We start from the raw sequence: 23,812 nt of genomic DNA, 5'->3' as shown, positions 1-23,812 counted from the left end.
ATATTGATGTCGAAGGTCGACGGGGCCGGCTCATCGGTTTCCGGCCGAACCCGCGCGGTGCGGGACCGGTGTGTTGCGCCAAGCCGGTTCGCCAAGCCGGTTCGTCAAGCCGGTTTCCGGTCTTGATCGAACCGGGCCGGCGGCACGGCGCCGGGGCCCGGAGCCGGAAAGTGCGTCCGGCATGGCAACCGGGCGTTAACCATAGCCCGGCCAATCCAGGCTTGAATTGGCAGAACATGGATATTTGTATTTTTTGTGTGCACCGCACAAAATGCGATCCGTTTATAGCGCAATAGTGTTTATGATCGCAAAATTGGGGTATTAATCATATTATATTTATTAATGTTGGAGTTTATACTTATAATAATATTGTTTGATTTTCTCGGTATATTACAATATACATTAAATAATGCGGTGCGATTGCATGACGGCGTTGCCTTTAACTGTGTTGTAGCGAGTTAGGTGGCGGTATGTACGTTGTTGTTGACGAACGAGAGATCGTGACGGACGGCTATGTCGCAGGGTTTAATCGGGAAGGATTGCCGTCTCTGGGCTTCAATGCCGGTGATTTTCGGGAATGGCTGACAACAACGTCTGAACCGGATCTGGGGTGTATCCAGGGCTTCCTGCTCGGGGACTTCGACGAGCGCGTCTCCTGCGCCGACATGATCAGGACCCATTGCCGGGCGCCGATCATCGCGCTGAACGAGACGCGCTCGCTGGAGCAGACGCTGCAACTGTTCATGAGCGGCATCGATGACGTGGTCCGCAAGCCGGTCCACGTGCGGGAGATTCTCGCGCGGGTCGATGCGATATGGCGGCGCATCAACGCCCACACGATTCCCGAGCCGAGCAGGAAGGGCATTCACGTCTTCTTCGACGGCCGCGACCCCGAGATCGACGGCGAGAAGTTCGTTCTGCCGCGGCGCGAGCGCCATATCCTCGAATATCTGGTGCGCAACCGCGGCCGGCGGGTCAGCAAGGCCCAGATATTCAACGCGATCTACGGCATCTTCAACGAAAACGTCGAAGAAAACGTGATCGAGGGCCACATGAGCAAGCTGCGCAAGAAGCTGCGCATGCGTCTGGGGCACGATCCGATCGAGGCCAAGCGGTATCTCGGCTATACATACGTCGGCTGATGCGGGCAGCGACGGCGGGGCATCGGCCGGCAGGAGCGCATGGCGCAGTCCCTCCATTCAGAGGCCTGCGAAGGCTTCCTGTGGTTCTTCCCGCCGAACGGTGTGAGAAGGGGCTGACGCAGCAGGCCGTCGCCGACAGGCTGCAGAGACCGTAGTCCCATGTCGTCAAGATCGAGGGCGGCGAGCGCCGTCTGGACATCGTGGAATTCATCGTGCTTTCGCGCGCGCTGGAAGCCGATCCCGAAGCACTGTTTTCCCGTGCCCTGAAGGCCATCGAGCGCCCGAATCAGGCCGGGTCGACGTTCACCTGATCCGGACTGCCCTGGCTGTCCGCTTTTCCGGCGCCTTCCGCCGGTTTCAGCAGATCTCCCGCATCGGCCTGGAGAGCGGCGGCGATCTGCTCCACCGTCTCTAGCGTGACATTCATCCGTCCCGCCTCGATCCGGCTGACATACGCCTGGTCGGCGCCGATCCGCATCGCAAGCTCCTCCTGCGACACCTTCAACAACTGGCGATGCTCCCTGACGGCCAGGCCGAAGCGCTTCTTGATCTCCATGATCAAGAAGGAGCCGGCGAAGGAGGCAAATCACCATGTATAAAAATACATATTTGGTGTGCTCAACGCGCGGAGGTTTGCGGGTGCCCGCAAACCGACGTGTCCGACCTGCCGCGGCGACGGAGTCCGGCGGCGCATCGTGAGCCGAATTGATGGTCAGCCCTGCTTCCCCATCCATGGCTGGCCAAACAAATATGTCCGCATATTTGATGTAGATCAATAATCGATGGTCCGGATGGCGCGATATATAGAGCAGCGATGCCTAATGTGTGAATGACATGAGTATGTAGAATGTCGTTCAATACGTTTTTGCATTGCAGATTCTTGCGCGTGATCTATCCTCGCATTCGCCGAACTGGATTTCGGCAGATGTCGGTCTCCCAGGTGCCGGAGATTCGTGCGGTTGGTTGATCGGCGCACGTTCGTTTCTTGTCATTGCAAGGAGATGGTGTCGTGACTGAGTCTGAAAAGAAGGTTCCGGCAACTGATGCCGACAAGGGTACTGTTTCTCCTTCTCCGTACCAGCCAGGTTCGTTTGCCGGCCCGCTCGGGCCGTTCGATTTCATCCGCCGCCAGATCGATCAGGTGTTCGATGATTTCGGCTTCGGGAAGTTCCGGCAGTCGATTGCCGGCCCTTCCTCCATCCCGACCATTCCCGCCGCCCGTTACTTCACGTGGGCGCTGGCGCCGGCTGTCGATCTCGTCGAGAACGAGGACAGCTACGAAATCGCCGCCGAGCTGCCGGGACTGACCGAGAAGGATGTCGAGGTCAATCTGAGCAACGGCATCCTGACGATCAAGGGCGAGAAGAACGAGGAAACCAGCGAGAAGCGCAAGGGCTATCACCTGTCGGAGCGCCGCTATGGTTCGTTCGTCCGCTCGTTCCGCGTTCCCGACGGCATCGACGCCGAGAAGATCGAGGCGGCGTTCTCCAAGGGCGTGCTGACGGTGAAGCTGCCCAAATCGGGGGATGCCAGGGTCGAGGGCCGGGCGATCGAGATCAAGGCCGGCTGATCCCCTCCGGACGGCCGGTTGCATCGGGCACTGTCGCTGGTTCACGGGGGCCGCTCCTGGACCGGCGACAGTCCGCATGGCGACAATCGTGCGCCTCGTTCTTCAAGATTTCGCCAACCGTGGCTATACTACGGGTTGCATGGAGGTATGGGGGATAAGCTGCAGGCATCGGTGTAGTCGGCCGTGCGGGCTTGCTGCCCGGCGCGATCGTCTCGCTGGAGCCCGTGCTGCTTTCATCCTCTATTGCACCGAACCAGAAAGTGTGCGCACTTTCTGGAAAAATCCGATGCGTTAACGAATGGATAGAGCGGCGGCACGATTCCGGTCGAATGTCCGCCGTTCTAGAGCATGTCATCGTTCCACCGAAACGCTGGCATACTCTAACTCTTTGATTTTAAGATAATTCTTGTCGATCGGATGGTTCCATCCGATCGGAACGCGCTAGCAGTCTGACCGGGCGAGGGTCGAACAGAGGCCATCATGAGGGAACGGTTCACGCAGATCTATGCCACTGACGAATGGCACGGCGGATCCGGAGAGGGCTCGTTCCCGATTCATACGCGGGGCTATGTCCGATTTCTCGAGCAGTTCATTCGAAACAACAACATCCGCAGCATTCTCGATTTCGGTTGCGGAGACTGGCAGTTTTCGAGGAGCGTCAACTGGCAGGGCGCACGCTATACGGGTGTCGACATCGTTCCTTCCGTGATCGAGAAGAACAAGGCTGCCTTTCAGCGAGACGGCATCGCGTTCGCGCTGTATTCCGGTGACCCGGCCGAGTTGCCGGAAGCGGATCTGCTGATCGCAAAGGATGTGCTGCAACACTGGTCGAACAACGCCATTGCCAAGTTTCTGCCGGTCATCGAACGCTACCGCTTCGCACTCCTGACGAACTGCACGAACCCCGCCGGCGAGACCGTCAATGTGGATATCGAGGACGGCGCCTTTCGGTATCTCGATCTGCGCGAGGCCCCCTTCGGGCTGAAGGCCAAGCACGTCTACACGTTCACCAATGCCGAAAAGAAATGGTGGAACCCGTTCACGCCTGCGCGGTGGCGCAAGAAGGTGCTGCTGCATGCCGGTCACTGATTTCATGGATGCTCCTGCCGACCGAGGGTCTGTGAATGCAGAGCGATTCGCTTCGCGATAGACTTTATTCATTGGACGTTCTGCGCGGTCTCGCCTCGCTTTCGGTCGTCGTCTGGCATTGGCAGCACTTCTTTTACGTCGGCGCCGACGATCCGACGCTGGAGATCGAGCGGCTGCCGTTCTACCAGGTTCTGTCTGCCTTCTATCGCCAGGGCGGGTTGGGGGTCGATCTTTTCTTCGCCCTGTCCGGTTTCGTCTTCTTCTGGCTGTTCTCCGACAAGCTGACCGACCGCTCCCTTCCGGTCCGTCATTTTGCCATCGACCGCTTCAGCCGCCTGTATCCGCTTCATATTGCGACCATGGCAGCCGTCGGCGTGCTGCAGCTGATCTATAGCAGCAGGAGCGGCACATTCTTCGTCTATCCATTCAACGACATCTACCACGCGCTCCTGAACGTTCTGCTGGTGCCGGCGTGGGGCTTCGAACGCGGCTGGTCATTCAATGCGCCGATATGGTCCGTCTCGGTCGAAGTGGCCCTCTACGCCCTGTTCGTGATCGGCTGCCTGCTCGGCAGGGTGAAATATCTGTTCTTCGCGGCACTGCTCTGCGTTGCGTTCGTCACCCCGGAAAGCTTCCCGAAGCTTAGCATCGGGATCCGTCAATTCTTCCTTGGCGGGCTGGCCTGCCTGCTCCTGGCCTGGGCCATGAGACGCTACGGAAATACTCGCGTCGCCTGGGTTGCGGTCTGCTTGATGGTGCTCGCCTGGCTCTGCGTCGCCCTCGCGGGGATGAACCAGATTCTGCGGGACATCATCTTCCCGATCACGATCGCGGCCTTCGCTGCCATCAGCGGCATCAAGGCCGCCTTCCTGCGGCCATTGGCGCGGCTTGGCGACATCAGCTATTCGACGTACCTCATCCACTTTCCCTTGCAGATCTGTTTCGCGATGCTGCTCGACCATCTGGGCTACGGCCGCGACGTATTCTACAACTGGCAGGTGTTCGTCCTTTTCACGGTCACGCTCCTCGCGATCTCGCTGGCGACCTACCACTGCTTTGAATTGCCGATCAAGAAATGGATCAGACGCAGGGCCGCATCCGGCTCGGGACTGGTCCGTTCAAACGCGCCGGCTTGACGCTTGCCCGCCGCGGCCGACCGGATGGGATACTGGAAATCTGCCCTCTCGGGCGAAGTGTGGTGCCGCTTGCGTGACTCGAACACGCGACCCCATCATTACGAATGATGTGCTCTACCGACTGAGCTAAAGCGGCCAATTTGACGAAGACTCAATCCCGGCGCGACTGCACGATGCAGCCGACCGTCACCCCCGACGCATGTGCTTTTACCGTTCCTGCGGGCGAGGTCAAGCGGGAAATGAGATTTTCACAGCCGACGCCGGCCGGGGCACGCCCGGAGCCTGCCCGCCGCGGCCGGCCGGGCGAGCCGCCTGTCCGGCATCCGGCGGGCGGCAAGCGGGGCGAATCGCCCCCGGCCACAGCCGCAGACCCGGCGCGCGGCATGGGCTGACCGGGGCGGTTCGCGCGGGCTGAAAGTCCCGGGAGGAGGTGCTGCCTGCACCGTGGCGTTTATGACATTCTGGTGCAAAATAAGCGACATATCCGTCATTTTCGGATGCAAGGCTTGCCAAATGCGCTGCGCAAAATTACGTTGTCGTCATCGACTTTGGCCAGATGACTGGGCCGTAGCCTGAGCTAAGCCGGGCGGACGTTCAGCAAGCTCCAAGATTCGACCCAGCCGGGTGGGCGGATGCGCTCCACTCTCTACATCTGTTATCGTGAGGATTGATAAAAATGGCTACCGGCACCGTCAAATGGTACAATGAGCAGAAGGGTTATGGGTTCATCCAGCCCGACGCCGGGGGCAAGGACGTTTTTGTGCATGTGACCGCTGTTCAGCGCGCGGGTCTCAACTCGCTCAACGACGGCCAGAAGGTCAGCTACGAGTTGGAGACTGACCGTCGCACGGGCCGCGAATCGGCGGTCAATCTGCAATTGGCCTGACGCGGCACACGCGCTTTACTTCTTTCGACGAGGCTTTTTCAGGCGGGGCATTGTTGCTTCGCCTGAAATGCTTTATATCAACCGCCATCGGCGCGCGTTTCCGGCCTGTTCCGGCGGCGCCGATGGCACGATCGCGCTTTTGCGCGGTCACGACAGAGGCGCGCCCGCGCGAGACGATCCGCAGGCGATCGCGATCAGCGTTCGGCGCAAAAGAAGGCATGTTAATGGCTAAAGAAGAAGTGATGGAATTCGAAGGTCTCGTGACCGAAATCCTGCCCGATGCCCGTTACCGCGTGCAGCTCGATACGGGGCATTCCATTGTCGCCTATACGGCCGGCAAGATGAAGAAGCACCGTATCAAGACGCTCGCAGGCGATCGCGTGACCGTCGAGATGTCGCCGTATGACCTGGAAAAGGGACGGCTGATTTTCCGGCACCGCGAACAGAACACCGGCCCCCGTCCTGCCGGTTCTTCCGCGCGCCCCCAGTTCCGCCGCCGCTGACAAACCGCCGGGTTGCGGCCGGCGCCCCGCCGACGGGCAGTGGCCCGCCGGGGCACGCCCCCCGCCTCGATGCGCTTCCCTATGGAGCAGCCCTGATGTGACCGCATCGGGGCTTTTGGTGTTGGAGCGTCGGGCTGGCGGCATGCGGCGTTGATCCCGCTTGCGATGTGGGCCTGTTCTTGTCAGCATGCGCGCAAAGCAGCCGCGGGAGAGGATGATGAGCGTCTTGCTGGCCCTGACGGGATGGCCTCTGGAGCCCTGGCGGGAGAAGTTCGGCGCCTTGCTGCCCGGCATGAACATCGTCGCACTCGGGGAGCCGTTCGATCGGCGCAGCGTGCACTATGCGGTTGCGTGGCGGCATCCGCTGCGCAGCCTGAGCGGGCTGCCCAATCTCGCGGCGATATTGTCGCCCGGCGCCGGGGTTGACCATCTGCTGCGCGATCCGGACCTGCCGTCGGTGCCGATCTACCGCGTCGTCGACGCGGATCTGTCCATGCGCATGAGCGAGTACGTGGTGCTGCACTGCCTGCTGCATCTGCGCGGATTCCTGCGTGATCAGGCCAACCAGTGCCAGCACCGCTGGGAGCCGGATTTCCTGCAGCCGGCGGCCGGCGATGTCCGTGTCGGCATCCTGGGCTTCGGCGTTCTGGGGCAGGACGCGGCGCGCAAGCTCGCCCACATCGGGTTCGACGTCGCCGGATGGACGCGCAGCGAGAAGGACGTGCCGGGGTTCGAGGTCTATGCCGGAACCGAGCAACTGCAGGCATTCCTGGCGCGCACGGACATTCTCGTGTCGCTGCTGCCGCTGACCGGCGAGACGCGCGGCATCCTGAACCGCAACCTGCTGACGGGCCTCGCGCGCGACGGGCGGCTGGGCCGGCCGGTGCTGATCAATGCCGGCCGCGGCGGCCTGCAGAACGAGGCCGACATTCTCGAACTGCTCGGCGACGGCACGCTGGGCGCGGTGTCGCTCGATGTCTTCGAGACCGAGCCGCTGCCGGACGATTCGCCGCTGTGGGATCATCCTTCGGCCATCATCACCCCCCCACAACGCGGCGATGAGCGATCCGGACGCCATCGCACGCCGCGTCGCCAGCCAGATCCTGGCGGTGGAGGCCGGCGAGACGCCGGAGGGCCTCGTCGACCGCACGCGCGGCTATTGAGAGTGGCGACGACCGATCTAGTGAAGGTCGCGCGTGTAGACGAATTTCGGCATGCTCCAGCCGAAGCGCAGCGCCAGCAGCCGGAGGGAGAGGCCCGCGACCATCGCGACCGCCATGACCGCGTCGTGGGGCAGCCCGGCGTTCTGCCCGGCCACATAGATCACGCCGGTCAGGACGGAGACGGTGGCGTAGAGCTCGGCGCGGAAGAGCAGCGGGACGTCGTTGCACAGCACATCCCGCAGCACGCCGCCCATGCAGCCCGTGATCATGCCGGAGGCGATCACGACGATGAACGGCAGCTCGAGGCCGATCGCGATGTTGCAGCCGATGACCGTGAAGACCACGAGGCCGACGGCGTCCAGAAACAGGAACAAGCGGCGCAGGTGATGAACATGGCTGGCGATGACGATCGTCGCCAGCGCCGCTCCGCCGGTGATCAGGAGATAGGAGGGGTGCGCCACCCACGACAGCGGGTGATGGCCCAGCAGCACATCGCGCACCGACCCGCCGCCGAGCGCCGTGACGCAGCCGAGCAGATAGACGCCGACCCAGTCCATCTCCCGCCGTCCCGCCGCCAGCGCCGCGGTCATCGCCTCCGCGGTGATGGCGATGAGATAGAGGATGTGCACGACGTCTTCCGATCCTGGCCCGACGATCAAGGCGAACTCCCGTGATGGCGTGATCCAAAAGCGGATAAGGCTTCTGGAAAAAATCATGTATCAGCAAATGAATGGAGCGAGATGACGATTCAACGAAAAGTCGTCTCGCTCCTGGCTGTTTTCCGAAGCCGTTTTCTGCTCAGCCCGGGTTGGCCGCCAGGCGTTGGGGACCGGATCGAGCCCCGGCAGATCGGGACCCACGGGCACGATGCCGTTGGGGTTGAGCGCCCTGATGGAGTAGTAGCCGTGCTTGATGTGGCCGATATCGACCGTCCGGCGGACGCCGGGAACGTCGAGGACGCGCGCCAGATAGGCGCTGAGCGCGGGATAGTCCGCGAGGCGGCGCAGGTTGCACTTGAACAGGCCATGATAGGCTGCGTCGAAGCGCACCAGTGTGACGAACACCCGGATGTCCGCCTCGGTGAAGCGGTCGCCGAAGAGAAAGGGGCCTGCGCCGGCAAGACGCCGCTCCAGCTCGTCCAGCTCGCCGAAGACGTCGCGGAACGCGTCCTCGTAGGCGGCCTGCGTGGTGGCGAAGCCGGCGCGGTACACGCCGTTGTTGAGGCGCGGATAGACGCGCTCGTTGAGGGTGTCGATTTCTGCCCGCAGGTCATGCGGGTAGAGGTCGACATCCGGACGCGCCAGATCGCCGAAGCCGGAATTGAGCATGCGCACGATGTCAGCGGACTCGTTGTTCACGATGGTCCCGCGCTGCCTGTCCCACAGCACCGGGACCGTGGCACGGCCGCTGTAGTGCGGATCGGCGCGCGTGTAGATCTCGTGCATGTAGGTCGCACCGTTCAGCGTGTCGCGATCCGCGCCCGGATAGTCGCCGAAGCGCCAGCCCTGACCGGTGAGCGCCGGCTCGACCACGGAGACGGACACGATGTCGGCAAGCCCCTTCAGCTCGCGGGCGATGAGCGTGCGCGACGCCCACGGACACACCAGCGCGACGTAGAGATGGTACCGGCCGGCCTCGGCCTGGAAGCCGGCCTCGCCCGTGGGGCCGGCGCTGCCGTCCGGCGTGATCCAGTTGCGGAAGCTGGAGACCTGACGCACGAAGCCGCCCTTCGCGTCGGTCGCCTGCACCGGCTGCCAGTCCTGTGTCCATTTTCCGTTCACGAGCATTGTGCGATATCCCTTGTGTCGTGCCGGTTCCGTTACGGATCGGCCCCGGTCCCGCCCGCATCCTTATCCTTCTCCAGCCCCTCCGGCCAGTTTTCGGCGATGCGCGGCAGGTTGATCTCGATCCAGTCCGCGAGAAGCCGCACCTTTTCCGCCACCTCCTCGCCGATCGGCGTCAGGCTGTATTCCACATGCGGCGGCACCACCGCATAGGCCCGGCGCGCGACGAAGCCGTCCGCCTCCAGCCATTGCAGGGTCTGCGCCAGCATGCGCTCGCTGACGCCGCCGATCCGGCGCCGCAGATCGCCGAAACGATGCGTGCCCCCTTGCAGGGCGATCAGCACCAGCACGCCCCACCGGCTCGTCACGCGCCGCAGCACGGCGCGCGAGGGACAGGCGGCGGTGAGCAGATCACCCCGCCGCAGCCGGTCGGAAATCCCCAAACGCTGCTGGGGAGCGCGCTTGTGAGGGGCGCGCTCTTCCGGAACGGGCGACGGGCGGGACATGCATGCTTACCTTTCTGTATGTACTTACGGGGCGTTCGTATGGCGGCTATATTACATCCGCCGTTCATCGAAACAAGCCGTCCACCGAAGCCAAGCCATCCATCCATCCAAGTCATCCCTCGAAGCAAGGAGCGCATGATGACCATCGCCATCACCGGAGCCACCGGCCAGCTCGGCCGTCTCGTCGTCGCGAAACTGAAGCAGAAGGTCGCCCCCGCCGGGATCGTCGCGCTCGTGCGCGATCCGGCCAAGGCGGCGGATCTCGGCGTCGAGGTCCGTCAGGCCGATTACGACCGGCCCGAAATCCTGGAGAAGGCGCTCGCCGGCGTCGACAGGCTGCTGCTGATCTCGTCGAACGAGGTCGGCAAGCGCGCCGCGCAGCACGGGAACGTCATCGACGCGGCGAAGCAGGCGGGTGTCGGGGGCATCGTCTATACGAGCCTGCTGCATGCCGATACGTCGCCGCTGAACCTCGCCGCGGAACACGTCGCCACCGAGGCAGCGCTGAAGGCTTCCGGCGTTCCGCACGTGATCCTGCGCAACGGCTGGTACACCGAAAACTACACCGGCTCGATTCCCGCCGCCGTGCAGGCGGGCGCTCTGGTCGGCAGCGCGGGTGAGGGCAGGATCGCCTCGGCGACGCGCGCGGATTTCGCCGAGGCGGCGGTCGCCGTGCTCACGGGCGAGGGCCATCGCGTCATGGGACGCGGGTGCGTCGCAGGGGGCGCTGTTCGACGACGGCCGCCAGTTGTCGGCGCTGATCGGACGCCCGACCACGCCGCTCGCGGACGCCGTCGCGGCGGCACTGCGGGCCTAAGCGTGCGGCCTTGCCGGTTCCGGCGCCGTCCTCGCACCGGAACCGGCCGTCCGGTTGATGTGTCGTTTCCGGCCGGCGGATGCCTGTAATCGGCCTGTGAAATCGGATTATCAACATTGTGTCGTTGTTATGAATGCGATTCTTCCCCTCAACTACTGGTATATGATTGGTTTAGATTATAAGGTCTTGACCTGAGCGGCAGACAGGGCGCGATGCGCCGTGCCCGGCCGAACAAGGGTATCAAGTCGCGCTGGAGGGGTGATGCGAGAGGGAGGCGTTTTCTGCTGCGCGGACGAGGGGCCGCGCGCCACGCGGGCGGTTGTGGCCAGTTGTCTGGCGTCGCTTCTGCTCGCCGGATGCGGCGGCGGGATGATGTTCGGGCAGCAGGCGGGATCGCAGGGGGCGGGGGCGCCGACCGGGCTTTCGCGGGAGGCGCTCGTCGGCCGCTGGGGGGTGGCTTCCTTCCACGACGAGAAGGACCGCGTGCGCACGGAGGCCGAGGCACGGTCGCAGTGCAGCCAGCCCTATGTCATCGCACTGGGGCCGACGGACGGCGTGATGATGCACGTCGCCGACAATCCCCAGCTCTACGAACTGCGGCTCAAGGCCGGCCGCGACGGCCGCACCTATGTCGGCTTCGAGGCGCCTGCCGGCGATCCGCAGGACCGCGAAATCCTTTCCGCAAGCGACTCCCAGTTGGTGATGCGCTTCGTCGATCCGGACGCGCACCGGCGTTACGGCACCTTCATTTTCGTCCGCTGCGGCTGAACGAGGCTGAGAAAGGCATGAGGACCAACAGCTTGATGACCACTTGCAACAATTATCGATGGATCGCGCGCGCGGGTCTGGCGCTTGCGCTCGCCGTTTCGCTGCCCGCCGCCGCCCGTGCCCAGCAGGCCGGGCAGTCGACGACCTTGGCGGCGTTTCAGGAAACGCTCGACATCGGTGACGAGCCCGGCCGCATCTCGACCGAGGAAGTCATCATCAACGAGGGGCCGTTTGCCCGCCAGATGGTGCTGTTTCGTTCCAGCGAGCCGCCGGGCACGGTGGTCATCCACACGTCCGAGCGCTTTCTCTACATCGTGCAGGGCAATAACCGGGCCTTGCGCTACGGCATCGGCGTCGGCCGCGAGGGCTTCCAGTGGTCCGGGCTGGTGAAGGTCAGCCGCAAGGCCGAGTGGCCGGACTGGCGCCCGCCGCCGGAGATGCTGCAGCGCCAGCCCTATCTGCCGCGCTTCATGGCCGGCGGCCCCGGCAACCCGATGGGCGCGCGCGCCCTTTATCTCGGCTCGACCGTATTCCGCATCCACGGCACCAACCAGCCGGAGACGATCGGACAGGCCATCTCGTCGGGCTGCTTCCGCCTCGCCAACGGTGACGTGATCGATCTTTACGAGCGCGTGCCGACCGGCACCAAGGTCATCATCCGGCACAAGGCGACGCTTTGAGCGGCCGCACTGTGCGACATCCACCGCAACAGGGAGCCTGAAGGCATGAGCAAAATCGCCGGAAACCGCCTTCGCCAGCTCGCCCTCGGGCTTGCCGGCGTCTTGTCCTGCGCGTTCGCCGAGCCGGCGCTGGCGGGCACGCTTGAGACCGTGAAGGAGCGGGGCACGCTCAACTGCGGCGTCAGCGAGGGCCTGAGCGGCTTCTCCGATCAGAACGCGCAGGGGCGCTGGGTCGGCTTCGACGTCGATTTCTGCCGCGCCGTCGCGGCGGCCGTTCTCGGCGATCCGGAGAAGGTCGCGTTCACGCCGCTGTCGGCCAGCGCGCGCTTCGGCGCGCTGCAGGAGGGCAGGGTCGATCTGCTGTCGCGCAACTCGACCTGGACGCTCGCACGCGAGGCGGAACTCGGGCTCGCCTTCGCCGGCATCCTCTATCACGACGGTCAGGGCTTTCTGGTGAAGCGCTCGCTCGGCGTCGACGGGGCGCTCGAGCTCGACAAGGCGAGGGTCTGCGTCGAGACCGGCACCACGACCCAGCTCAACCTCGCCGACTTCTTCCGCGCCAATTCGCTCACCTATGAGGAGAAGGCCTTCCCGGGCGCGGCGGAGGCTTTCGCGGCGTTCGAGGCCGGGGAGTGCGACGTGCTCACCCGTGACCAGTCGGCGCTCTACGGCGAGCGCCTGCGCCTGTCGCGGCCGAACGAGGCGGTGGTGCTGCCCGACGTGATCTCGAAGGAACCGCTCGGCCCGGTAGTGCGCAACGACGACATCGCCTGGTTCACCATCGTCAAATGGGTGAACTTCGCGCTTGTCAACGCGGAGGAGCTCGGCATCACCTCGGCGGATATCGACGAGGCGCTGAAATCGCAAAAGCCGGACGTGCGCCGCTTCACCGGGGCGGAGGGCAATTTCGGCAAGGCGCTTGGCCTCGATGCCGACTGGGCCGTGCGCGCCGTGAAGGCTGTCGGCAATTATGCCGAGATCTACGAGCGCAATCTGGGCGTGGGCTCGCCGCTCGCCATTCCGCGCGGCCTCAACCAGCTCTGGAATCTCGGCGGCATCCTCTACGTGCCCGCGATACGCTGACACGCTCCGCCTTTCCGCCCGGGCGCGGGCAGGCCGATTGCGCCGGAAATTCTTGCGCGGGACGTCCTTTCGCTGAAGGGGCGTCCCGCGTTCTTTATGGGCCCTTCGTGTTATTTACCCGGCATATCATATTAGTTATCCGGCATATCATCCAGCCGGCGGCGGTCTTCACCGGGATTGCCAACGCTTTCATGGTCATCGCGCCTCGTCGAGCAGGCGGCGCACCCAGCACCCCGCCGCCCACGCCGCCGGCACGCCGAGCGGCCCCGCCAGCACCAGCGCCGCCACGGGCGTGAGCGTGCCGAGCCCGATCGTGCGCAGCATCAATCCCAGCATGAACAGGTTGATCGCCACCGCGCCAGCAGCGAACAAGTAGAGCAGAATCGCCAGTTTCCACACCGGCCACCGATCGTCCATCGCTTCACGCTCTGCAGCTCGTTGATTGTAAGCGAATCCTGATCGATCGAATGATCCCGGTCGATCGGAAGGCGCTCTATTGCAGGTAAAACTGTCATCGTCAAAAGCAAATGTCCTTGACTTTGGTTAAGGCTATTCTTTGCCGCCTCTGGCACCTCAAAGAGCAGGAGCAGAGGAAGGAGACTCTCGTCATGCGCGAAGTCCTGACGAAGAGCATGGCCCGTAATATCTTCTATGGCGGGTCACTGTTCTTCATCGCCATTTTCATCGGCCTGTCGGCGCAGAGCCATCTATACATCGTCAACACCTCGACGGATCGGGCCGGACTGACCGACAGCGTCGCCGCCGGCAAGCACCTGTGGGAGAAGCACGCCTGCGTGAACTGCCATTCGATCCTCGGCGAGGGGGCCTATTTCGCGCCCGAGCTCGGCAACGTCATGACGCGCTGGGACGTGGCGGACGATCCCGAACTGGCGTTCGAGACGCTGAAGGGCTGGATGGAGGCGCAGCCGTCGGGCACGCCGGGACGCCGCCAGATGCCGCAGTTCAACCTGACGGATGAGGAGGTGCGGGAACTCGCCGACTTCCTGCTGTGGACCAACACGATCCGCACCCAGAACTGGCCGCCGAACGACGCCGGCTGAGGAGACGATCATGAAGTATCAGACCCAGAAAATCGCCTACGCCTATTTCGTGGTGGCGCTGGCGCTCTTCGCCGTGCAGGTGTCGATGGGGCTCGTCATCGGCTTCGTCTATGTGATGCCCGAATTTCTCTCGGAATTGCTGCCCTTCAGCGTCGGCCGCATGCTGCACACCAACGCGCTGATCGTCTGGCTGCTGACGGGCTTCTTCGGCGCCGCCTACTTCCTCATCCCGGAGGAGGCGGAACGGGAGATCCACTCGCCGCTGCTCGCCTATGTCCAGCTTGCAATCCTCGTCGTCGGCACGCTCGGCGCGGTCGTCACCTACGCCTTCGACCTGTTCGCGGGCAATTTCCTGTTCGGCCGGCAGGGGCGCGAGTTCCTCGAACAGCCGACCTGGGTCAAGGTCGGCATCGTCGTTGCGGCGCTGATCTTCCTCTACAACGTCACGCTGACGGTGCTGAAGGGCCGCAAGACGGCGGTCGCCAACATCCTGCTGATCGGGCTGTGGGGGCTGGCGCTGCTGTTCCTCTTCGCCTTCTACAATCCCCCCAATCTCGCGCTCGACAAGCAGTACTGGTGGTTCGTGGTGCACCTGTGGGTGGAGGGGGTGTGGGAGCTCATCATGGCCTCGATCCTCGGCTACCTGATGCTGAAGCTCACCGGCGTCGACCGCGAGGTGGTGGAGAAGTGGCTCTATGTCATCGTCGCCACCGCGCTCTTCTCCGGCATCCTGGGCACCGGGCACCATTATTACTGGATCGGCATGCCGGCCTACTGGCAATGGGTGGGCTCGATCTTCTCGGCCTTCGAGGTGGTGCCCTTCTTCGCCATGATGGCCTTCGCCTTCGTCATGGTGTGGAAGGGGCGGCGCGACCACCCGAACAAGGCGGCGCTGCTGTGGTCGCTCGGCTGCGCGGTGCTGGCCTTCTTCGGCGCCGGCGTCTGGGGCTTTCTGCACACGCTGCACGGGGTGAACTACTACACCCACGGCACGCAGATCACGGCCGCCCACGGGCACCTCGCCTTCTTCGGCGCCTATGTCTGCCTCAATCTTGCGATGTTCACCTATGCCTTCCCGATCCTGAGGAACCGCGATCCGTACAACCAGGTGCTCAACATGGCGAGCTTCTGGCTGATGTCGGGCGGCATGCTGTTCATGACCTTCGTGCTCACCTTCGCCGGCACGGTGCAGACCCATCTGCAGCGGGTGATGGGCATCAACTACATGGAGGTGCAGGATCAGCTCGCCATCTTCTACTGGATGCGCTTTGGCGCGGGCGCGGCGGTGGTCGTCGGCGCATTCCTGTTCATCTACACGGTCCTCGTGCCCCGGCGCGAGATCATCGAGCCCGGGCCGGTCATCGGTCACGCGGCGGCGGAGTGAGCGGCATGAATGGAATCCGTATCGTGGAGACGCAGGCGGAACAGGTGCCGTTCTACCTGCCGCAGGGCGATGAGTGCGAGCTCTTCGCCGCCGCGCACCGCAACCGGCTGCCGCTGCTGCTGAAGGGGCCCACGGGCTGCGGCAAGACCCGCTTCGTCGCCCACATGGCGGCGCGGCTCGGGCGGCCGCTCCATACGGTCGCCTGTCACGACGACCTCTCGGCCGCCGACCTGATCGGCCGCTACCTGCTCAAGGGCGGCGAGACGGTGTGGGTCGACGGCCCGCTGACCCGCGCCGTGCGCGAGGGCGCGATCTGCTACCTCGACGAGGTGGTGGAGGCGCGCAAGGACGTGACCGTGGTGCTCCACCCGCTCACCGACGACCGGCGCATCCTGCCGATCGACCGCACGGGCGAGGAGCTCGCCGCGGCGCCGGGCTTCATGCTGGTCGCGTCCTACAACCCCGGCTACCAGAACATCCTCAAGACGCTGAAGCCCTCCACCCGCCAGCGCTTCCTCGCCGTGGAGCTCGGCTTCCCGAGGCCGGAGCACGAGGTGCCGGTGGTCGCGCGCGAGAGCGGGCTCGCCGAGGCGCGGGTCAAGCCGCTGGTGCGGCTCGCCAACAAGCTGCGCGGGCTGAAGGGGCAGGATCTGGAGGAGGGTGTCTCCACCCGGCTCGTCGTCTATGCGGCTGCGCTGATCGCCGGCGGCATGCCGGTGGAGCGGGCGGTGCTCACCGCCATGATCGAGCCGCTGACCGATGACGAGGAGGTGCGGCGCGGGCTGCTCGACCTCGTGGTCGCGGTGATGGGGTGAGGCGATGGTGTTCGAACCCATGGAGTTCGCGCCCTGGGAGCCGGAGGAGAGCGTCGGCAAGCTGTGGCACGCCTTCGCCTCGCGGCTCGACGCGCCGGTGGAGCACGATGCGGCGCGGGTGCGGCTCGCCGAGGTGTCGGGACGGCTTGCGGTGCTGTTCCGGGGGCTGGGCGGCGGCATCTCGGTGGAGCTGAAGGCGGCGGCGCGGGAGGTGAGCCGGCACCGGCTGTCGTTCCGGCGCCGGCTCGCGGTCGAGGCCGAGAAGCTGCCGCGCGCAAGCTTCGACGGCGAGGTGCTGCGCCTGCCGGAAGCGCTCGCGGTCTTTCCGGAGCGGGCGGCGAACGCGGCGCTCTATATCTGGCTGGCGGCCGTGGCGGCCCATGCGCCGGCGCGCGTCGCGCACGACGATCCGCTGCGCGCCGACCTTGCGGCGATTTCCGCCGCCCGGACGATGGTGCGGGAAACCCTCGCGCAGGCGCCGGGGCTCGCCGGGCTGCACGCCGATCTCGCGGGTGCGCATCTCGCCGTCCGGCCGCGGCGCCTGCTGAGCGGGGCCGAGGCGCGGGTGGAGGCGCTGGTGCGCCATCTATTGGGCGACGCCGCGCTGCCGGACAGGGCGATGCTCGCGGCGCTGGAGAGCGGCGATTTCACGGCGTTCCGCGCCCCGCCGGGCTATCGCGGCTTCCTGCCGGTGCCGCTGTGGCCCGACCTGCGGGCGGTCGGCAGCTCGGCCCCGTCGGAGGTGGAGACGCGCGAGACCGAGGGCGATGCCGAGGCCGGCAGCGAGAACGACACCCCCAGGCGTGCCCGCCGTCACCGCGCGGATCTGGCCGAGCGCAAGGACAGCCTGATCCTGCACAAGTTCGAGGCGCTGCTGTCGTGGACCGAGTTCCTCAACCTCAATCGCCGCATCGAGGACGACGATTTCGACAACGCCAAAAAGGCCGTCGACGATCAGGAGGAAATCGGCCTCGGGCAGGTCTCGAAGGCGCCGGCGACGCGGCTGAAGCTGCACCTCGACCTCGCGCCCGAGGACGTCGACCGGGAGCGGCTCGCGGGCAGCTTCGTGTACCCCGAATGGGACACGCGTTCGGGAAGCTACCTGCAGGAGCATGTCCGGGTGCTGGCCGCGCCGGTGACGGCGGATGCCGCCCATCTCGTCAGCGACGATCCGGCGGCGCGCCGGCGCATCCGTGCCGTGCGCCGCCAGTTCGAGGCCATGCGGCCGGGGCGCAGCCTGACGAGCGGTCAGCTCGACGGCGACGAGCTCGACATGGACGCCGCGGTCCGCACGGCCATCGACCTTGCGGCGACCGGCCGGGGCAGCGACCGCGTCTGGCGACAGGCGCGGCCGGTCAACCGGGATCTGGCGGTGTCGATCCTGCTCGACGTGTCGCGCTCGACCGAATCCGCCGTTTCCGGCCGGCCGGTGATCGAGATCGAGCGCGAGGCGCTGGCGGCGCTCGCCTGGGGGCTCGACGCCTGCGGCGACAGCTTCGCCATTCTGGGTTTCTCGTCGCTGCGGCGTAACCGCGTCTATCTGCATGAGTGCAAGGGCTTCGCCGAGCCGATGAGCCGCACCATCGAGGGCCGGATCGCGGCGTTGCGGCCGGGCTTCTACACGCGGCTGGGCGCTGCGATCCGCCATGCCTCCGCCGGGCTCGCGACGCAGGCGAAGGCTCGCCGGCTCCTCGTCGTCATCACCGACGGCAAGCCCAACGACCTCGACCACTACGAGGGCCGCCACGGTATCGAGGACAGCGCCATGGCGGTCCGCGAGGCCCGGCGGGCGGGGCAGGCGGTGTTCGGCATCACCGTCGACCGCGAGGGCAAGGCATGGTTCCCGCGGCTCTTCGGGCGCGGCGGCTATGCCGCCATCCGCCATCCGGACCGTCTCACCGGGGCGCTGCCGGACATCTACCGGCAACTGGTGGCGTGATGCGGGTGCGTCAAAGCGCCCGTGTCCACGCCGCGCCGGGGTCTTCCGCGATCAGCCGCCGCAGGGCCGTCGTCGAGGCGATGGCGGCGCTGGCGTGGCGCACCACCACGCCATGGCCCCGCAGGCGGGCGAAGGCGCGGCTCAGGCTTTCGGGTTTCATCCCCAGCCGCCCGGCGATCAGCGCCTTGTCATAGGGCAGCGTCACCGTCGCGGCCTCGGAATCCTCGGGGCAGAGCTCGAGCAGGAACTCCGCCACCCGCTGCGTGCCGGACTGCGCCTTGAGCTGCTCGATCTGGGCGACGAGCGCATGCAGGTGCATGTAGGTGGCCGAGAGGATCGAGAGCGCCGCCTCCGGCCGGGCGCGGATCAGGTCGAGCAGCGCCTCCGCCGGAACGTGGATCAGGGTGCAGTCGGTGCCCGCCTCGGCCGAGACCGGATAGGGATCGCCCCGGAGCGCCGGCGGTTCGCCGAAGCTCTGGCCGTTGGTGAAGACGCCGACGACGGCCTCCGTCCCGTTCGAGGCGATGCGGTAGAGCTTGACCCAGCCGCCGGCGACGATATGCAGCACACGCGCCGTGTCGCCCTGGCGAAAGATCGTGTCGCCGCGCGAATAGCGGACGGCGCGGGCGGTGGCGAGCAGCGGGACGCAGAGTTCTTCGGGCATGGCCGCGAAGAGGCGCGAATGGCGGGCGACGCGGCGCAGGATTGGCGAGAGCGGAACATTCATCGGTAGACGCCTTCTCGGGCAAGCGTCGTCTGGCTTGCGTTGCGGGCGGGGGATCGGCCCCGGTTCGTCTTCCTTATGGAAATAGCCCGGAGCGCCGGCGCGGATTTTGCGTTTTCACAAACAGGAAAGCGAAACCTCCGTGGCCGGGGCGCTCATGTCAGGCCGTCGGCGATCCGTGTCAGCCCGTCCGCGTCGCAGACGGTCAGCCTCTGGCGCCCGCTCTCGACGAGCCCGTGTGCCTCCCAGGCGGACAGGATGCGGGAAACCGTGTGCAGCGTGGTGCCGGTCATCTCGGCGATATCCTGCCGGGTGATGGGAAAGTCGATGCGGGTGCCGGCCGCCTCCGGCCGCCCGGCCTTCTCGGCAAGCCGCAGCACCGCGTGCGCGACGCGCCGTTCGACCTCCTGCGTGGACATCTCGCGCAGGCGCGTGTGGGCCTCGTCGAGCCGCTCGCCGATCGTCTGCATGGCGTTGATGGCGAGGCGCGGGTTCGCTTCCACCACCGTGTCCCAATCGGACATCGGCCAGCCGATGACCACGCTGTCCACCACTGCGCGGGCGGAGCCGGGATAGTCCGGCCGGTTGAGCGCGCGGGCGAAGCCGAAGAGATCGCCCGGATGGACGATGCGGACCATCACCTGCTGGCCATCGGGCGTGACCTGCGTCACCTTCAGCCGGCCGTGCAGCAGGAGGTAGAAGGTATCGGCCACCGCGCCCTGCTCGAACACCAGTTCGCCCTTCGGCGTGCGGCGGGCGGTGGCGCGGGCCATCAGCCGCGCCAGGTCCGCGTCGCTCACCCGGCTGAACAGCGGCAGCGCCCTGACCAGAGAGATGTCGATTGCCATGCTCGCCCCCGTCTTGCCCCGCGCCGGTTTCATCGCGTCACTCATTGGTGCCGCAAAACGGCGCGATTGCAAAGCGGTTCGGGCGAGGCGGGCAGAAGGGAGTAGCGCGTCAGGAGGCCAGCCATCGGGACAGGCGATCGACGAGCCCCGGCCTGATCTCGCGCACCAGCCGGAAGCCGACGTTGTCGGGCGGCGCGCCGACGGAGCAGCCGCCGCTCTTCGGATCGCGGACGAAGAACGTCAGCGCGGCGCGGTGCTGGCCCTCGACGATGTAGATGCCGCAGATCTCGTTCTGCGCGGCGATGGTCCCGTCCGCATCGGTTTCCACCCGCCTCAGGCAGGTCGAGGTCCATTCCCAGACGGAGCCGCCGATGTCGTGGACGCCCAGTTCGTTGACGTTGACCGTACCGAGCGGCTTGACCGTCTTGTCGCGGTTGCGGGTGCGGGCGGTCTCGGTCTCGTAGAGCGCGAGCCACCGGGCGGCGGGGTTGGTGCCGTCATCGGCGATGCCGAGCGCGTCGTCGGCGAAGCGGCTGCCCGCGCCCTGCGCCCATTCCGCGTCCGTCGGCAGCCGCCACGTCGCGCCGGTCTTCTGCGACAGCCAGACGGCATAGGCGGTCGCGTCGCGGTGGCTGACGCCCGTCACCGGCAGATCGCCGCGATCGGCGGGCCCGCCCGGCGCCTCGCAGGCCGCGTCGCGCACGCAGGCCGCATAGTCCGCGACACTGACGGGATAGGCCATGATCTCCACCGGTGCAGGGATCTTGACGGTCTGCCGCGGTGCGTCGATCGGGCGGCCCGCCCGGGTCCATTCGCCGTCGAGCCGGTGGTCGAAGGGCCGCGGATCGAGACGCACCACCGCGGGCGCCGGCGGGGCCACGCCGCCGCCGGCGATGGCCGGCGGCAGGGAGAATGCGCCGAGCGCCGCGGCGATCGCCGCCCCGGCGAGTAACGGAAACCTGCGCATGGTGAGCTCCTGTGGCGGACTCTGCGGGTGATGCGGGTTCCTGCGGGGAAACTCATGATGTGACCGCCCCCTTTCTCGGGAGAAAGGGGGCGGCGGAAGCGTCAGACGCCGGCCGGCGGGCGCACCTGCGTCATCAGGTCGTCGTTCCATTCGCCGTCGACCTTGAAATGGGCGGCTGCGCCCAGCTCGAAGGCCTCGATCAGGTTGTGGTTGACGTAGGCATAGATGCCCGGCTGTTCGAAGGTGTAGAGCGCCGCTCCCGCCGTGCCGCCGGGGATGAACCAGGTCTCCTGGTCGAGCTCCGGCGGGTTGCGGAACTTGCCCGTCGCCCAGACGTAGTTGCCGTGTCCGCCGATGAGGTGGGGCCTCGTGTCGCGGTTGGCCTGGCTGTGGATGATGAGCACCGTCTCGCCCACCTTCGATGTCAGCGCGGCGTCGCCCGTCAGCGCACCCACGCGGCCGTTGAAGACGATGTGCGTGGGCGTGAGCGTCCGCATGACCTTCAGCTGGTCCTCGTAGGCCTCGCCGGCGGTGTCGTACTTCCTGAAGTTGCCGTTCTCGTCTCGCGGCACGTAGAAGTCCTGCTCGCCGATGTAATAGACCTTGTCGTAGGGCAGCGGATTGCCCTCGCCGTCCCGCAGCCCGTCGCGCGGCAGCACCATGATGGCGCCGTTCATGCCCGAGACGACGTGCCACGGCACCATGCCGGGAGGGGCGCAGTGATAGACGAACACCCCCGGCTTCGTGGCCTTCCACCGCAGCACGACCCTTTCGCCGGGGTTGACCTGCGTGAGCCCGCCGCCGCCGAGCGCGCCGGTCGAGCTGTGGAAGTCGATGTTGTGCATGAGTTCGTTCGTCGCCGGGTTGATCAGCGTCAGCTCGACGTAGTCGCCCTCGTGCACCACCATCAGCGGTCCGGGTACGGTGCCGTTGAAGGTGAAGGCGATGGTCTCGGTGCCGTCGTCGTCGAGAACGATCTTCTTTTCCTCGATGACCATCTCGAATTCGACGATCTTCGGCCCGCCGGTGGCGACCTGCTCATGGGCGTGCACGAAGGGCGGATCGACCAGATCGACCTTCACCCGCGGCAGGCCCAGGGCGCCGTTTCCGGCGGCGGGGGCCGCTGCCTGCTGCGCCTGCGCCGAAGCGGCGCTGGCATGCGCCATCACACCTGCCAACGCCGCTCCGGCGAAGAGCGTGCGCCGCGTCATTGGGAACTTGGTCATGGCTTTTCCTTTCGGTTCCTCTGCCGACCGCCTGCCGGATCCGCCGGTGGGCTCCGGTCTGTTGATCGTTGTGCTTTTTGTAGCCCGTCCGCCTGCTCGCTTCGTTGTGCCGGAACAACTTTCCCAAGGGCATTCCCGCGCGGTACTTGCGCCAGCACAAACAACGCGCAAAAAGGCCCCGCGCGCCGGTTCCGGGGCGTTGCGCGGCGCGCACGGGAGAGGTTCGGGGATCGTCGGAAATGGGGGGTGCGTCACGCTGGCCGTGACAGGCGCCGCCGGGCGATCATTCGTCGCCCGCGCCCTTGCGCACCAGAAGCCGGTAGGCGTCGCCGCCGGCGCTGAAATTGCCGGCCCATTCATGCCCGTGCAGGGCGAGTTCGGGCAGGATCCGGCCCGGTTCGTGATCGAGGAGGGCGAAAAGCACGTCGCCGGGAGCCAGATCCTCCAGCCGCTGCAGGATCCGCGATTGCGGCTCGGGCGGCGTCAGGCCGGTGAGGTCGAGCATGGCCGCGGGCTCCGGCCAGAGCGTCGCGCCCGGAGCCGATCCGGGCGCGAGGCCCGTTTCACACCCCGTTTCCGGCGACAATCCGGCAATGGGGGTGAAGATCACTTCCCAGTCGCCGCCGGGCAGCGCGCGGTCGGCGGCGGCGAATCCGCGGTTGGTCATGACCTGGAACAGCGGCACGGGGCGGAACGGCGCTATCAGCCGCAGCCGTTCGCCGGGCGCGAGCGCGTCGGTCGCGGCCATGATCGTCGAGAAGGGCTCCTGCCCGGCGCGCATGAGGGGGCGCACGTCGAGGTCGCGTGTCGCTGGCTCTGTGGGGGCTGAGGGCATGGCAACGGCTCCGGAACGCTGGGGACGACGCAAAGGCAGCCGGTGCGGGAGGGCATCGGAACACCTGAAGCGATCGCATCGGCATCGTCCCGTGCCCGCGACAAAATGTCTTTGTCGCGGCACAAATTGTGTCCCGGTTGCCGGCCGGCCTTTGCGACGCGCCTGCCAGTCCCGCCGTCTCACGGGCGGAAGGCCTGCAATGCCGGAGATTCGCAGAAAATGGCGGCTTGCAAAAGATGGACTTGATATACATTATTTGCGCCTGCCTCTTCAATCCGCGGGCGGCGTCCCCGGCCGTCACCCAACAACCGGGCGGGTCGATGCGACTGACGAATTTCTCTGACTATGCGTTGCGCATCCTGATGTACGCAGCGACCTGCAAGGACCGGCTGATCACGATCGAGGAGACGGCGGCCCTCTACGGCATATCCCGCAATCATCTGATGAAGGTCGCCAATCAGCTCACGCGCGCGGGCTTTCTCAAGGCCGTGCGCGGCCGTTCCGGCGGCCTGACCCTGGCGCAGGCGGCGGAAGACATCCGGCTCGGCGACGTGCTGCGCGCCACGGAACCGGACTTCGCGCTGGTCGAATGTTTCGGCAAGGGGAAGGAGAACGCCGCCCTCTGCCGCATCTCCTGCCAGTGCCGGCTGCGCGGCATCCTGTCCGCTGCGCTCGAAGCCTTCATGGCGACGGTGGACCGTCACACGCTCGCCGATCTCGTCCTCTCCCCGGCCGATTTCGGCATCCAGCCAGCGGCCTGACGCCTCTGCGGCTATCGACCGCACCTTCTCCGCCACGGACCGCAGGCCCCGCCTGGCGCGGCATTGCCGGCCTCCGGCGGCCCATAAAGATGCATATGAGATGAATGTAATTGCGGCAGCTCAAA

General features: G+C 65.9%; 24 protein-coding genes, 1 tRNA gene and 2 pseudogenes. 16 read left to right on the top strand and 11 right to left on the bottom strand.

Annotated elements, in window-relative coordinates:
- Nucleotides 1–470 precede the first annotated feature (470 nt).
- Nucleotides 471–1,142 carry a response regulator transcription factor gene (locus ACUSIJ_RS27300; RefSeq protein ID WP_449311571.1) on the top strand — a complete coding sequence of 224 codons (672 nt, stop codon included), beginning with the start codon at nucleotides 471–473 and terminating at the stop codon, nucleotides 1,140–1,142.
- Nucleotides 1,143–1,428: 286 nt separating this feature from the next.
- Here ACUSIJ_RS27300 and ACUSIJ_RS27295 read toward each other — a convergent pair whose 3' ends face one another.
- Nucleotides 1,429–1,698 carry a helix-turn-helix domain-containing protein gene (locus tag ACUSIJ_RS27295; RefSeq protein WP_449311570.1) on the bottom strand — a complete coding sequence of 90 codons (270 nt, stop codon included), beginning with the start codon at nucleotides 1,696–1,698 and terminating at the stop codon, nucleotides 1,429–1,431.
- A 453-nt stretch (nucleotides 1,699–2,151) separates the two neighbouring features.
- On the opposite strand from ACUSIJ_RS27295, the gene ACUSIJ_RS27290 reads away from it, so the two are divergent.
- From ACUSIJ_RS27290 to ACUSIJ_RS27280, 3 genes are all read left to right on the top strand, one after another.
- The gene (locus tag ACUSIJ_RS27290; protein ID WP_449311569.1) at nucleotides 2,152–2,712 is read left to right on the top strand and encodes an Hsp20/alpha crystallin family protein; all 561 of its coding nucleotides are present in this window, start codon (nucleotides 2,152–2,154) and stop codon (nucleotides 2,710–2,712) included.
- 480 nt (nucleotides 2,713–3,192) lie between these two features.
- The gene (locus tag ACUSIJ_RS27285; protein WP_449311568.1) at nucleotides 3,193–3,801 is read left to right on the top strand and encodes a class I SAM-dependent methyltransferase; all 609 of its coding nucleotides are present in this window, start codon (nucleotides 3,193–3,195) and stop codon (nucleotides 3,799–3,801) included.
- Nucleotides 3,802–3,836: 35 nt separating this feature from the next.
- Entirely contained in the window at nucleotides 3,837–4,937 is a 1,101-nt protein-coding gene (locus ACUSIJ_RS27280) for an acyltransferase family protein (protein ID WP_449311567.1), read from the top strand.
- 60 nt (nucleotides 4,938–4,997) lie between these two features.
- Here ACUSIJ_RS27280 and ACUSIJ_RS27275 read toward each other — a convergent pair.
- Nucleotides 4,998–5,073 (bottom strand) — tRNA-Thr (locus tag ACUSIJ_RS27275).
- Between the two features lie 540 nt (nucleotides 5,074–5,613).
- Here ACUSIJ_RS27275 and ACUSIJ_RS27270 point away from each other — a divergent pair.
- The 3 genes and pseudogenes from ACUSIJ_RS27270 to ACUSIJ_RS27260 all read left to right on the top strand — a co-directional run.
- A complete protein-coding gene (locus ACUSIJ_RS27270) occupies nucleotides 5,614–5,823 on the top strand; it encodes a cold-shock protein (RefSeq protein ID WP_449311566.1) in 210 nt (69 codons plus the stop codon).
- A 224-nt stretch (nucleotides 5,824–6,047) separates the two neighbouring features.
- Complete coding sequence (gene infA / locus ACUSIJ_RS27265) at nucleotides 6,048–6,326, top strand: translation initiation factor IF-1 (protein WP_449311584.1); 279 nt, start codon at nucleotides 6,048–6,050, stop codon at nucleotides 6,324–6,326.
- A 187-nt stretch (nucleotides 6,327–6,513) separates the two neighbouring features.
- Nucleotides 6,514–7,311, top strand: a pseudogene (locus ACUSIJ_RS27260) (NAD(P)-dependent oxidoreductase); the annotation flags it as partial.
- 195 nt (nucleotides 7,312–7,506) lie between these two features.
- Here the strand turns inward: ACUSIJ_RS27260 and ACUSIJ_RS27255 are convergent.
- The 3 genes from ACUSIJ_RS27255 to ACUSIJ_RS27245 form a co-directional block, all read right to left on the bottom strand.
- Nucleotides 7,507–8,079: a trimeric intracellular cation channel family protein gene (locus ACUSIJ_RS27255; RefSeq protein ID WP_449311583.1), complete on the bottom strand. Its 573-nt coding sequence runs from the start codon at nucleotides 8,077–8,079 to the stop codon at nucleotides 7,507–7,509.
- A 129-nt stretch (nucleotides 8,080–8,208) separates the two neighbouring features.
- Nucleotides 8,209–9,276, bottom strand: coding sequence for a glutathione S-transferase family protein (locus tag ACUSIJ_RS27250; protein WP_449311565.1), 1,068 nt, complete (start codon nucleotides 9,274–9,276; stop codon nucleotides 8,209–8,211).
- Between the two features lie 32 nt (nucleotides 9,277–9,308).
- Nucleotides 9,309–9,779 carry a winged helix-turn-helix transcriptional regulator gene (locus ACUSIJ_RS27245; protein WP_449311564.1) on the bottom strand — a complete coding sequence of 157 codons (471 nt, stop codon included), beginning with the start codon at nucleotides 9,777–9,779 and terminating at the stop codon, nucleotides 9,309–9,311.
- A 138-nt stretch (nucleotides 9,780–9,917) separates the two neighbouring features.
- Between ACUSIJ_RS27245 and ACUSIJ_RS27240 the strand changes: the two are divergent.
- The 4 genes and pseudogenes from ACUSIJ_RS27240 to ACUSIJ_RS27225 all read left to right on the top strand — a co-directional run bounded on the left by ACUSIJ_RS27240 (nucleotide 9,918) and on the right by ACUSIJ_RS27225 (nucleotide 13,127).
- Nucleotides 9,918–10,596, top strand: a pseudogene (locus tag ACUSIJ_RS27240) (NAD(P)H-binding protein).
- 261 nt (nucleotides 10,597–10,857) lie between these two features.
- Nucleotides 10,858–11,364, top strand: a complete 507-nt coding sequence (locus ACUSIJ_RS27235) for a hypothetical protein (RefSeq protein ID WP_449311563.1) — start codon at nucleotides 10,858–10,860, stop codon at nucleotides 11,362–11,364.
- 35 nt (nucleotides 11,365–11,399) lie between these two features.
- Nucleotides 11,400–12,044 carry a L,D-transpeptidase gene (locus tag ACUSIJ_RS27230; protein ID WP_449311562.1) on the top strand — a complete coding sequence of 215 codons (645 nt, stop codon included), beginning with the start codon at nucleotides 11,400–11,402 and terminating at the stop codon, nucleotides 12,042–12,044.
- A gap of 45 nt (nucleotides 12,045–12,089) precedes the next feature.
- Nucleotides 12,090–13,127, top strand: coding sequence for an amino acid ABC transporter substrate-binding protein (locus ACUSIJ_RS27225; RefSeq protein WP_449311561.1), 1,038 nt, complete (start codon nucleotides 12,090–12,092; stop codon nucleotides 13,125–13,127).
- Nucleotides 13,128–13,322: 195 nt separating this feature from the next.
- Here the strand turns inward: ACUSIJ_RS27225 and ACUSIJ_RS27220 are convergent, their stop codons facing one another.
- A complete protein-coding gene (locus ACUSIJ_RS27220; RefSeq protein WP_449311560.1) occupies nucleotides 13,323–13,544 on the bottom strand; it encodes a hypothetical protein in 222 nt (73 codons plus the stop codon).
- A gap of 191 nt (nucleotides 13,545–13,735) precedes the next feature.
- Here ACUSIJ_RS27220 and ACUSIJ_RS27215 point away from each other — a divergent pair, with 191 nt between their 5' ends.
- The 4 genes from ACUSIJ_RS27215 to ACUSIJ_RS27200 are packed head-to-tail and all read left to right on the top strand — an operon-like array spanning nucleotide 13,736 to nucleotide 18,326.
- Nucleotides 13,736–14,188: a c-type cytochrome gene (locus tag ACUSIJ_RS27215; RefSeq protein ID WP_449311559.1), complete on the top strand. Its 453-nt coding sequence runs from the start codon at nucleotides 13,736–13,738 to the stop codon at nucleotides 14,186–14,188.
- A gap of 10 nt (nucleotides 14,189–14,198) precedes the next feature.
- Nucleotides 14,199–15,572 carry a cbb3-type cytochrome c oxidase subunit I gene (locus tag ACUSIJ_RS27210; protein WP_449311558.1) on the top strand — a complete coding sequence of 458 codons (1,374 nt, stop codon included), beginning with the start codon at nucleotides 14,199–14,201 and terminating at the stop codon, nucleotides 15,570–15,572.
- A gap of 5 nt (nucleotides 15,573–15,577) precedes the next feature.
- Nucleotides 15,578–16,387 carry an AAA family ATPase gene (locus tag ACUSIJ_RS27205; protein ID WP_449311557.1) on the top strand — a complete coding sequence of 270 codons (810 nt, stop codon included), beginning with the start codon at nucleotides 15,578–15,580 and terminating at the stop codon, nucleotides 16,385–16,387.
- A 4-nt stretch (nucleotides 16,388–16,391) separates the two neighbouring features.
- On the top strand, nucleotides 16,392–18,326 hold the full coding sequence (locus ACUSIJ_RS27200; RefSeq protein ID WP_449311556.1) for a VWA domain-containing protein: 1,935 nt from the start codon (nucleotides 16,392–16,394) through the stop codon (nucleotides 18,324–18,326).
- 10 nt (nucleotides 18,327–18,336) lie between these two features.
- On the opposite strand, the gene ACUSIJ_RS27195 is transcribed toward ACUSIJ_RS27200, so the two are convergent.
- The 5 genes from ACUSIJ_RS27195 to ACUSIJ_RS27175 all read right to left on the bottom strand — a co-directional run bounded on the left by ACUSIJ_RS27195 (nucleotide 18,337) and on the right by ACUSIJ_RS27175 (nucleotide 22,926).
- Nucleotides 18,337–19,053 (bottom strand): Crp/Fnr family transcriptional regulator, encoded by a 717-nt coding sequence (locus ACUSIJ_RS27195; protein ID WP_449311555.1) that lies wholly within the window; start codon nucleotides 19,051–19,053, stop codon nucleotides 18,337–18,339.
- A gap of 152 nt (nucleotides 19,054–19,205) precedes the next feature.
- Complete coding sequence (locus tag ACUSIJ_RS27190; protein ID WP_449311582.1) at nucleotides 19,206–19,898, bottom strand: Crp/Fnr family transcriptional regulator; 693 nt, start codon at nucleotides 19,896–19,898, stop codon at nucleotides 19,206–19,208.
- Nucleotides 19,899–20,007: 109 nt separating this feature from the next.
- Nucleotides 20,008–20,865 (bottom strand): SUMF1/EgtB/PvdO family nonheme iron enzyme, encoded by an 858-nt coding sequence (locus ACUSIJ_RS27185; RefSeq protein ID WP_449311554.1) that lies wholly within the window; start codon nucleotides 20,863–20,865, stop codon nucleotides 20,008–20,010.
- Nucleotides 20,866–20,966: 101 nt separating this feature from the next.
- Complete coding sequence (nirK, locus tag ACUSIJ_RS27180) at nucleotides 20,967–22,091, bottom strand: copper-containing nitrite reductase (RefSeq protein WP_449311553.1); 1,125 nt, start codon at nucleotides 22,089–22,091, stop codon at nucleotides 20,967–20,969.
- A gap of 283 nt (nucleotides 22,092–22,374) precedes the next feature.
- Nucleotides 22,375–22,926: a DUF2249 domain-containing protein gene (locus tag ACUSIJ_RS27175; protein WP_449311552.1), complete on the bottom strand. Its 552-nt coding sequence runs from the start codon at nucleotides 22,924–22,926 to the stop codon at nucleotides 22,375–22,377.
- 320 nt (nucleotides 22,927–23,246) lie between these two features.
- Here ACUSIJ_RS27175 and ACUSIJ_RS27170 point away from each other — a divergent pair, with 320 nt between their 5' ends.
- The gene (locus tag ACUSIJ_RS27170; RefSeq protein ID WP_449311551.1) at nucleotides 23,247–23,687 is read left to right on the top strand and encodes an Rrf2 family transcriptional regulator; all 441 of its coding nucleotides are present in this window, start codon (nucleotides 23,247–23,249) and stop codon (nucleotides 23,685–23,687) included.
- Nucleotides 23,688–23,812: the final 125 nt, after the last annotated feature.

This window comes from Pseudochelatococcus sp. B33 (assembly GCF_053570585.1).
This window is presented reverse-complemented; position numbering and strand designations above follow the sequence as displayed.

Bases quoted from the DNA above. Each gene is read 5' to 3' on its own strand.
- ACUSIJ_RS27300 (WP_449311571.1), top strand. From the start codon at position 471: ATGTACGTTGTTGTTGACGAACGAGAGATCGTGACGGACGGCTATGTC.
- ACUSIJ_RS27295 (WP_449311570.1), bottom strand. From the start codon at position 1,698: ATGGAGATCAAGAAGCGCTTCGGCCTGGCCGTCAGGGAGCATCGCCAG.
- ACUSIJ_RS27285 (WP_449311568.1), top strand. From the start codon at position 3,193: ATGAGGGAACGGTTCACGCAGATCTATGCCACTGACGAATGGCACGGC.
- ACUSIJ_RS27280 (WP_449311567.1), top strand. From the start codon at position 3,837: ATGCAGAGCGATTCGCTTCGCGATAGACTTTATTCATTGGACGTTCTG.
- ACUSIJ_RS27270 (WP_449311566.1), top strand. From the start codon at position 5,614: ATGGCTACCGGCACCGTCAAATGGTACAATGAGCAGAAGGGTTATGGG.
- infA (WP_449311584.1), top strand. From the start codon at position 6,048: ATGGCTAAAGAAGAAGTGATGGAATTCGAAGGTCTCGTGACCGAAATC.
- ACUSIJ_RS27255 (WP_449311583.1), bottom strand. From the start codon at position 8,079: ATGACCGCGGCGCTGGCGGCGGGACGGCGGGAGATGGACTGGGTCGGC.
- ACUSIJ_RS27250 (WP_449311565.1), bottom strand. From the start codon at position 9,276: ATGCTCGTGAACGGAAAATGGACACAGGACTGGCAGCCGGTGCAGGCG.
- ACUSIJ_RS27245 (WP_449311564.1), bottom strand. From the start codon at position 9,779: ATGTCCCGCCCGTCGCCCGTTCCGGAAGAGCGCGCCCCTCACAAGCGC.
- ACUSIJ_RS27235 (WP_449311563.1), top strand. From the start codon at position 10,858: ATGCGAGAGGGAGGCGTTTTCTGCTGCGCGGACGAGGGGCCGCGCGCC.
- ACUSIJ_RS27230 (WP_449311562.1), top strand. From the start codon at position 11,400: ATGACCACTTGCAACAATTATCGATGGATCGCGCGCGCGGGTCTGGCG.
- ACUSIJ_RS27225 (WP_449311561.1), top strand. From the start codon at position 12,090: ATGAGCAAAATCGCCGGAAACCGCCTTCGCCAGCTCGCCCTCGGGCTT.
- ACUSIJ_RS27220 (WP_449311560.1), bottom strand. From the start codon at position 13,544: ATGGACGATCGGTGGCCGGTGTGGAAACTGGCGATTCTGCTCTACTTG.
- ACUSIJ_RS27215 (WP_449311559.1), top strand. From the start codon at position 13,736: ATGCGCGAAGTCCTGACGAAGAGCATGGCCCGTAATATCTTCTATGGC.
- ACUSIJ_RS27210 (WP_449311558.1), top strand. From the start codon at position 14,199: ATGAAGTATCAGACCCAGAAAATCGCCTACGCCTATTTCGTGGTGGCG.
- ACUSIJ_RS27205 (WP_449311557.1), top strand. From the start codon at position 15,578: ATGAATGGAATCCGTATCGTGGAGACGCAGGCGGAACAGGTGCCGTTC.
- ACUSIJ_RS27200 (WP_449311556.1), top strand. From the start codon at position 16,392: ATGGTGTTCGAACCCATGGAGTTCGCGCCCTGGGAGCCGGAGGAGAGC.
- ACUSIJ_RS27195 (WP_449311555.1), bottom strand. From the start codon at position 19,053: ATGAATGTTCCGCTCTCGCCAATCCTGCGCCGCGTCGCCCGCCATTCG.
- ACUSIJ_RS27190 (WP_449311582.1), bottom strand. From the start codon at position 19,898: ATGGCAATCGACATCTCTCTGGTCAGGGCGCTGCCGCTGTTCAGCCGG.
- ACUSIJ_RS27185 (WP_449311554.1), bottom strand. From the start codon at position 20,865: ATGCGCAGGTTTCCGTTACTCGCCGGGGCGGCGATCGCCGCGGCGCTC.
- nirK (WP_449311553.1), bottom strand. From the start codon at position 22,091: ATGACCAAGTTCCCAATGACGCGGCGCACGCTCTTCGCCGGAGCGGCG.
- ACUSIJ_RS27175 (WP_449311552.1), bottom strand. From the start codon at position 22,926: ATGCCCTCAGCCCCCACAGAGCCAGCGACACGCGACCTCGACGTGCGC.
- ACUSIJ_RS27170 (WP_449311551.1), top strand. From the start codon at position 23,247: ATGCGACTGACGAATTTCTCTGACTATGCGTTGCGCATCCTGATGTAC.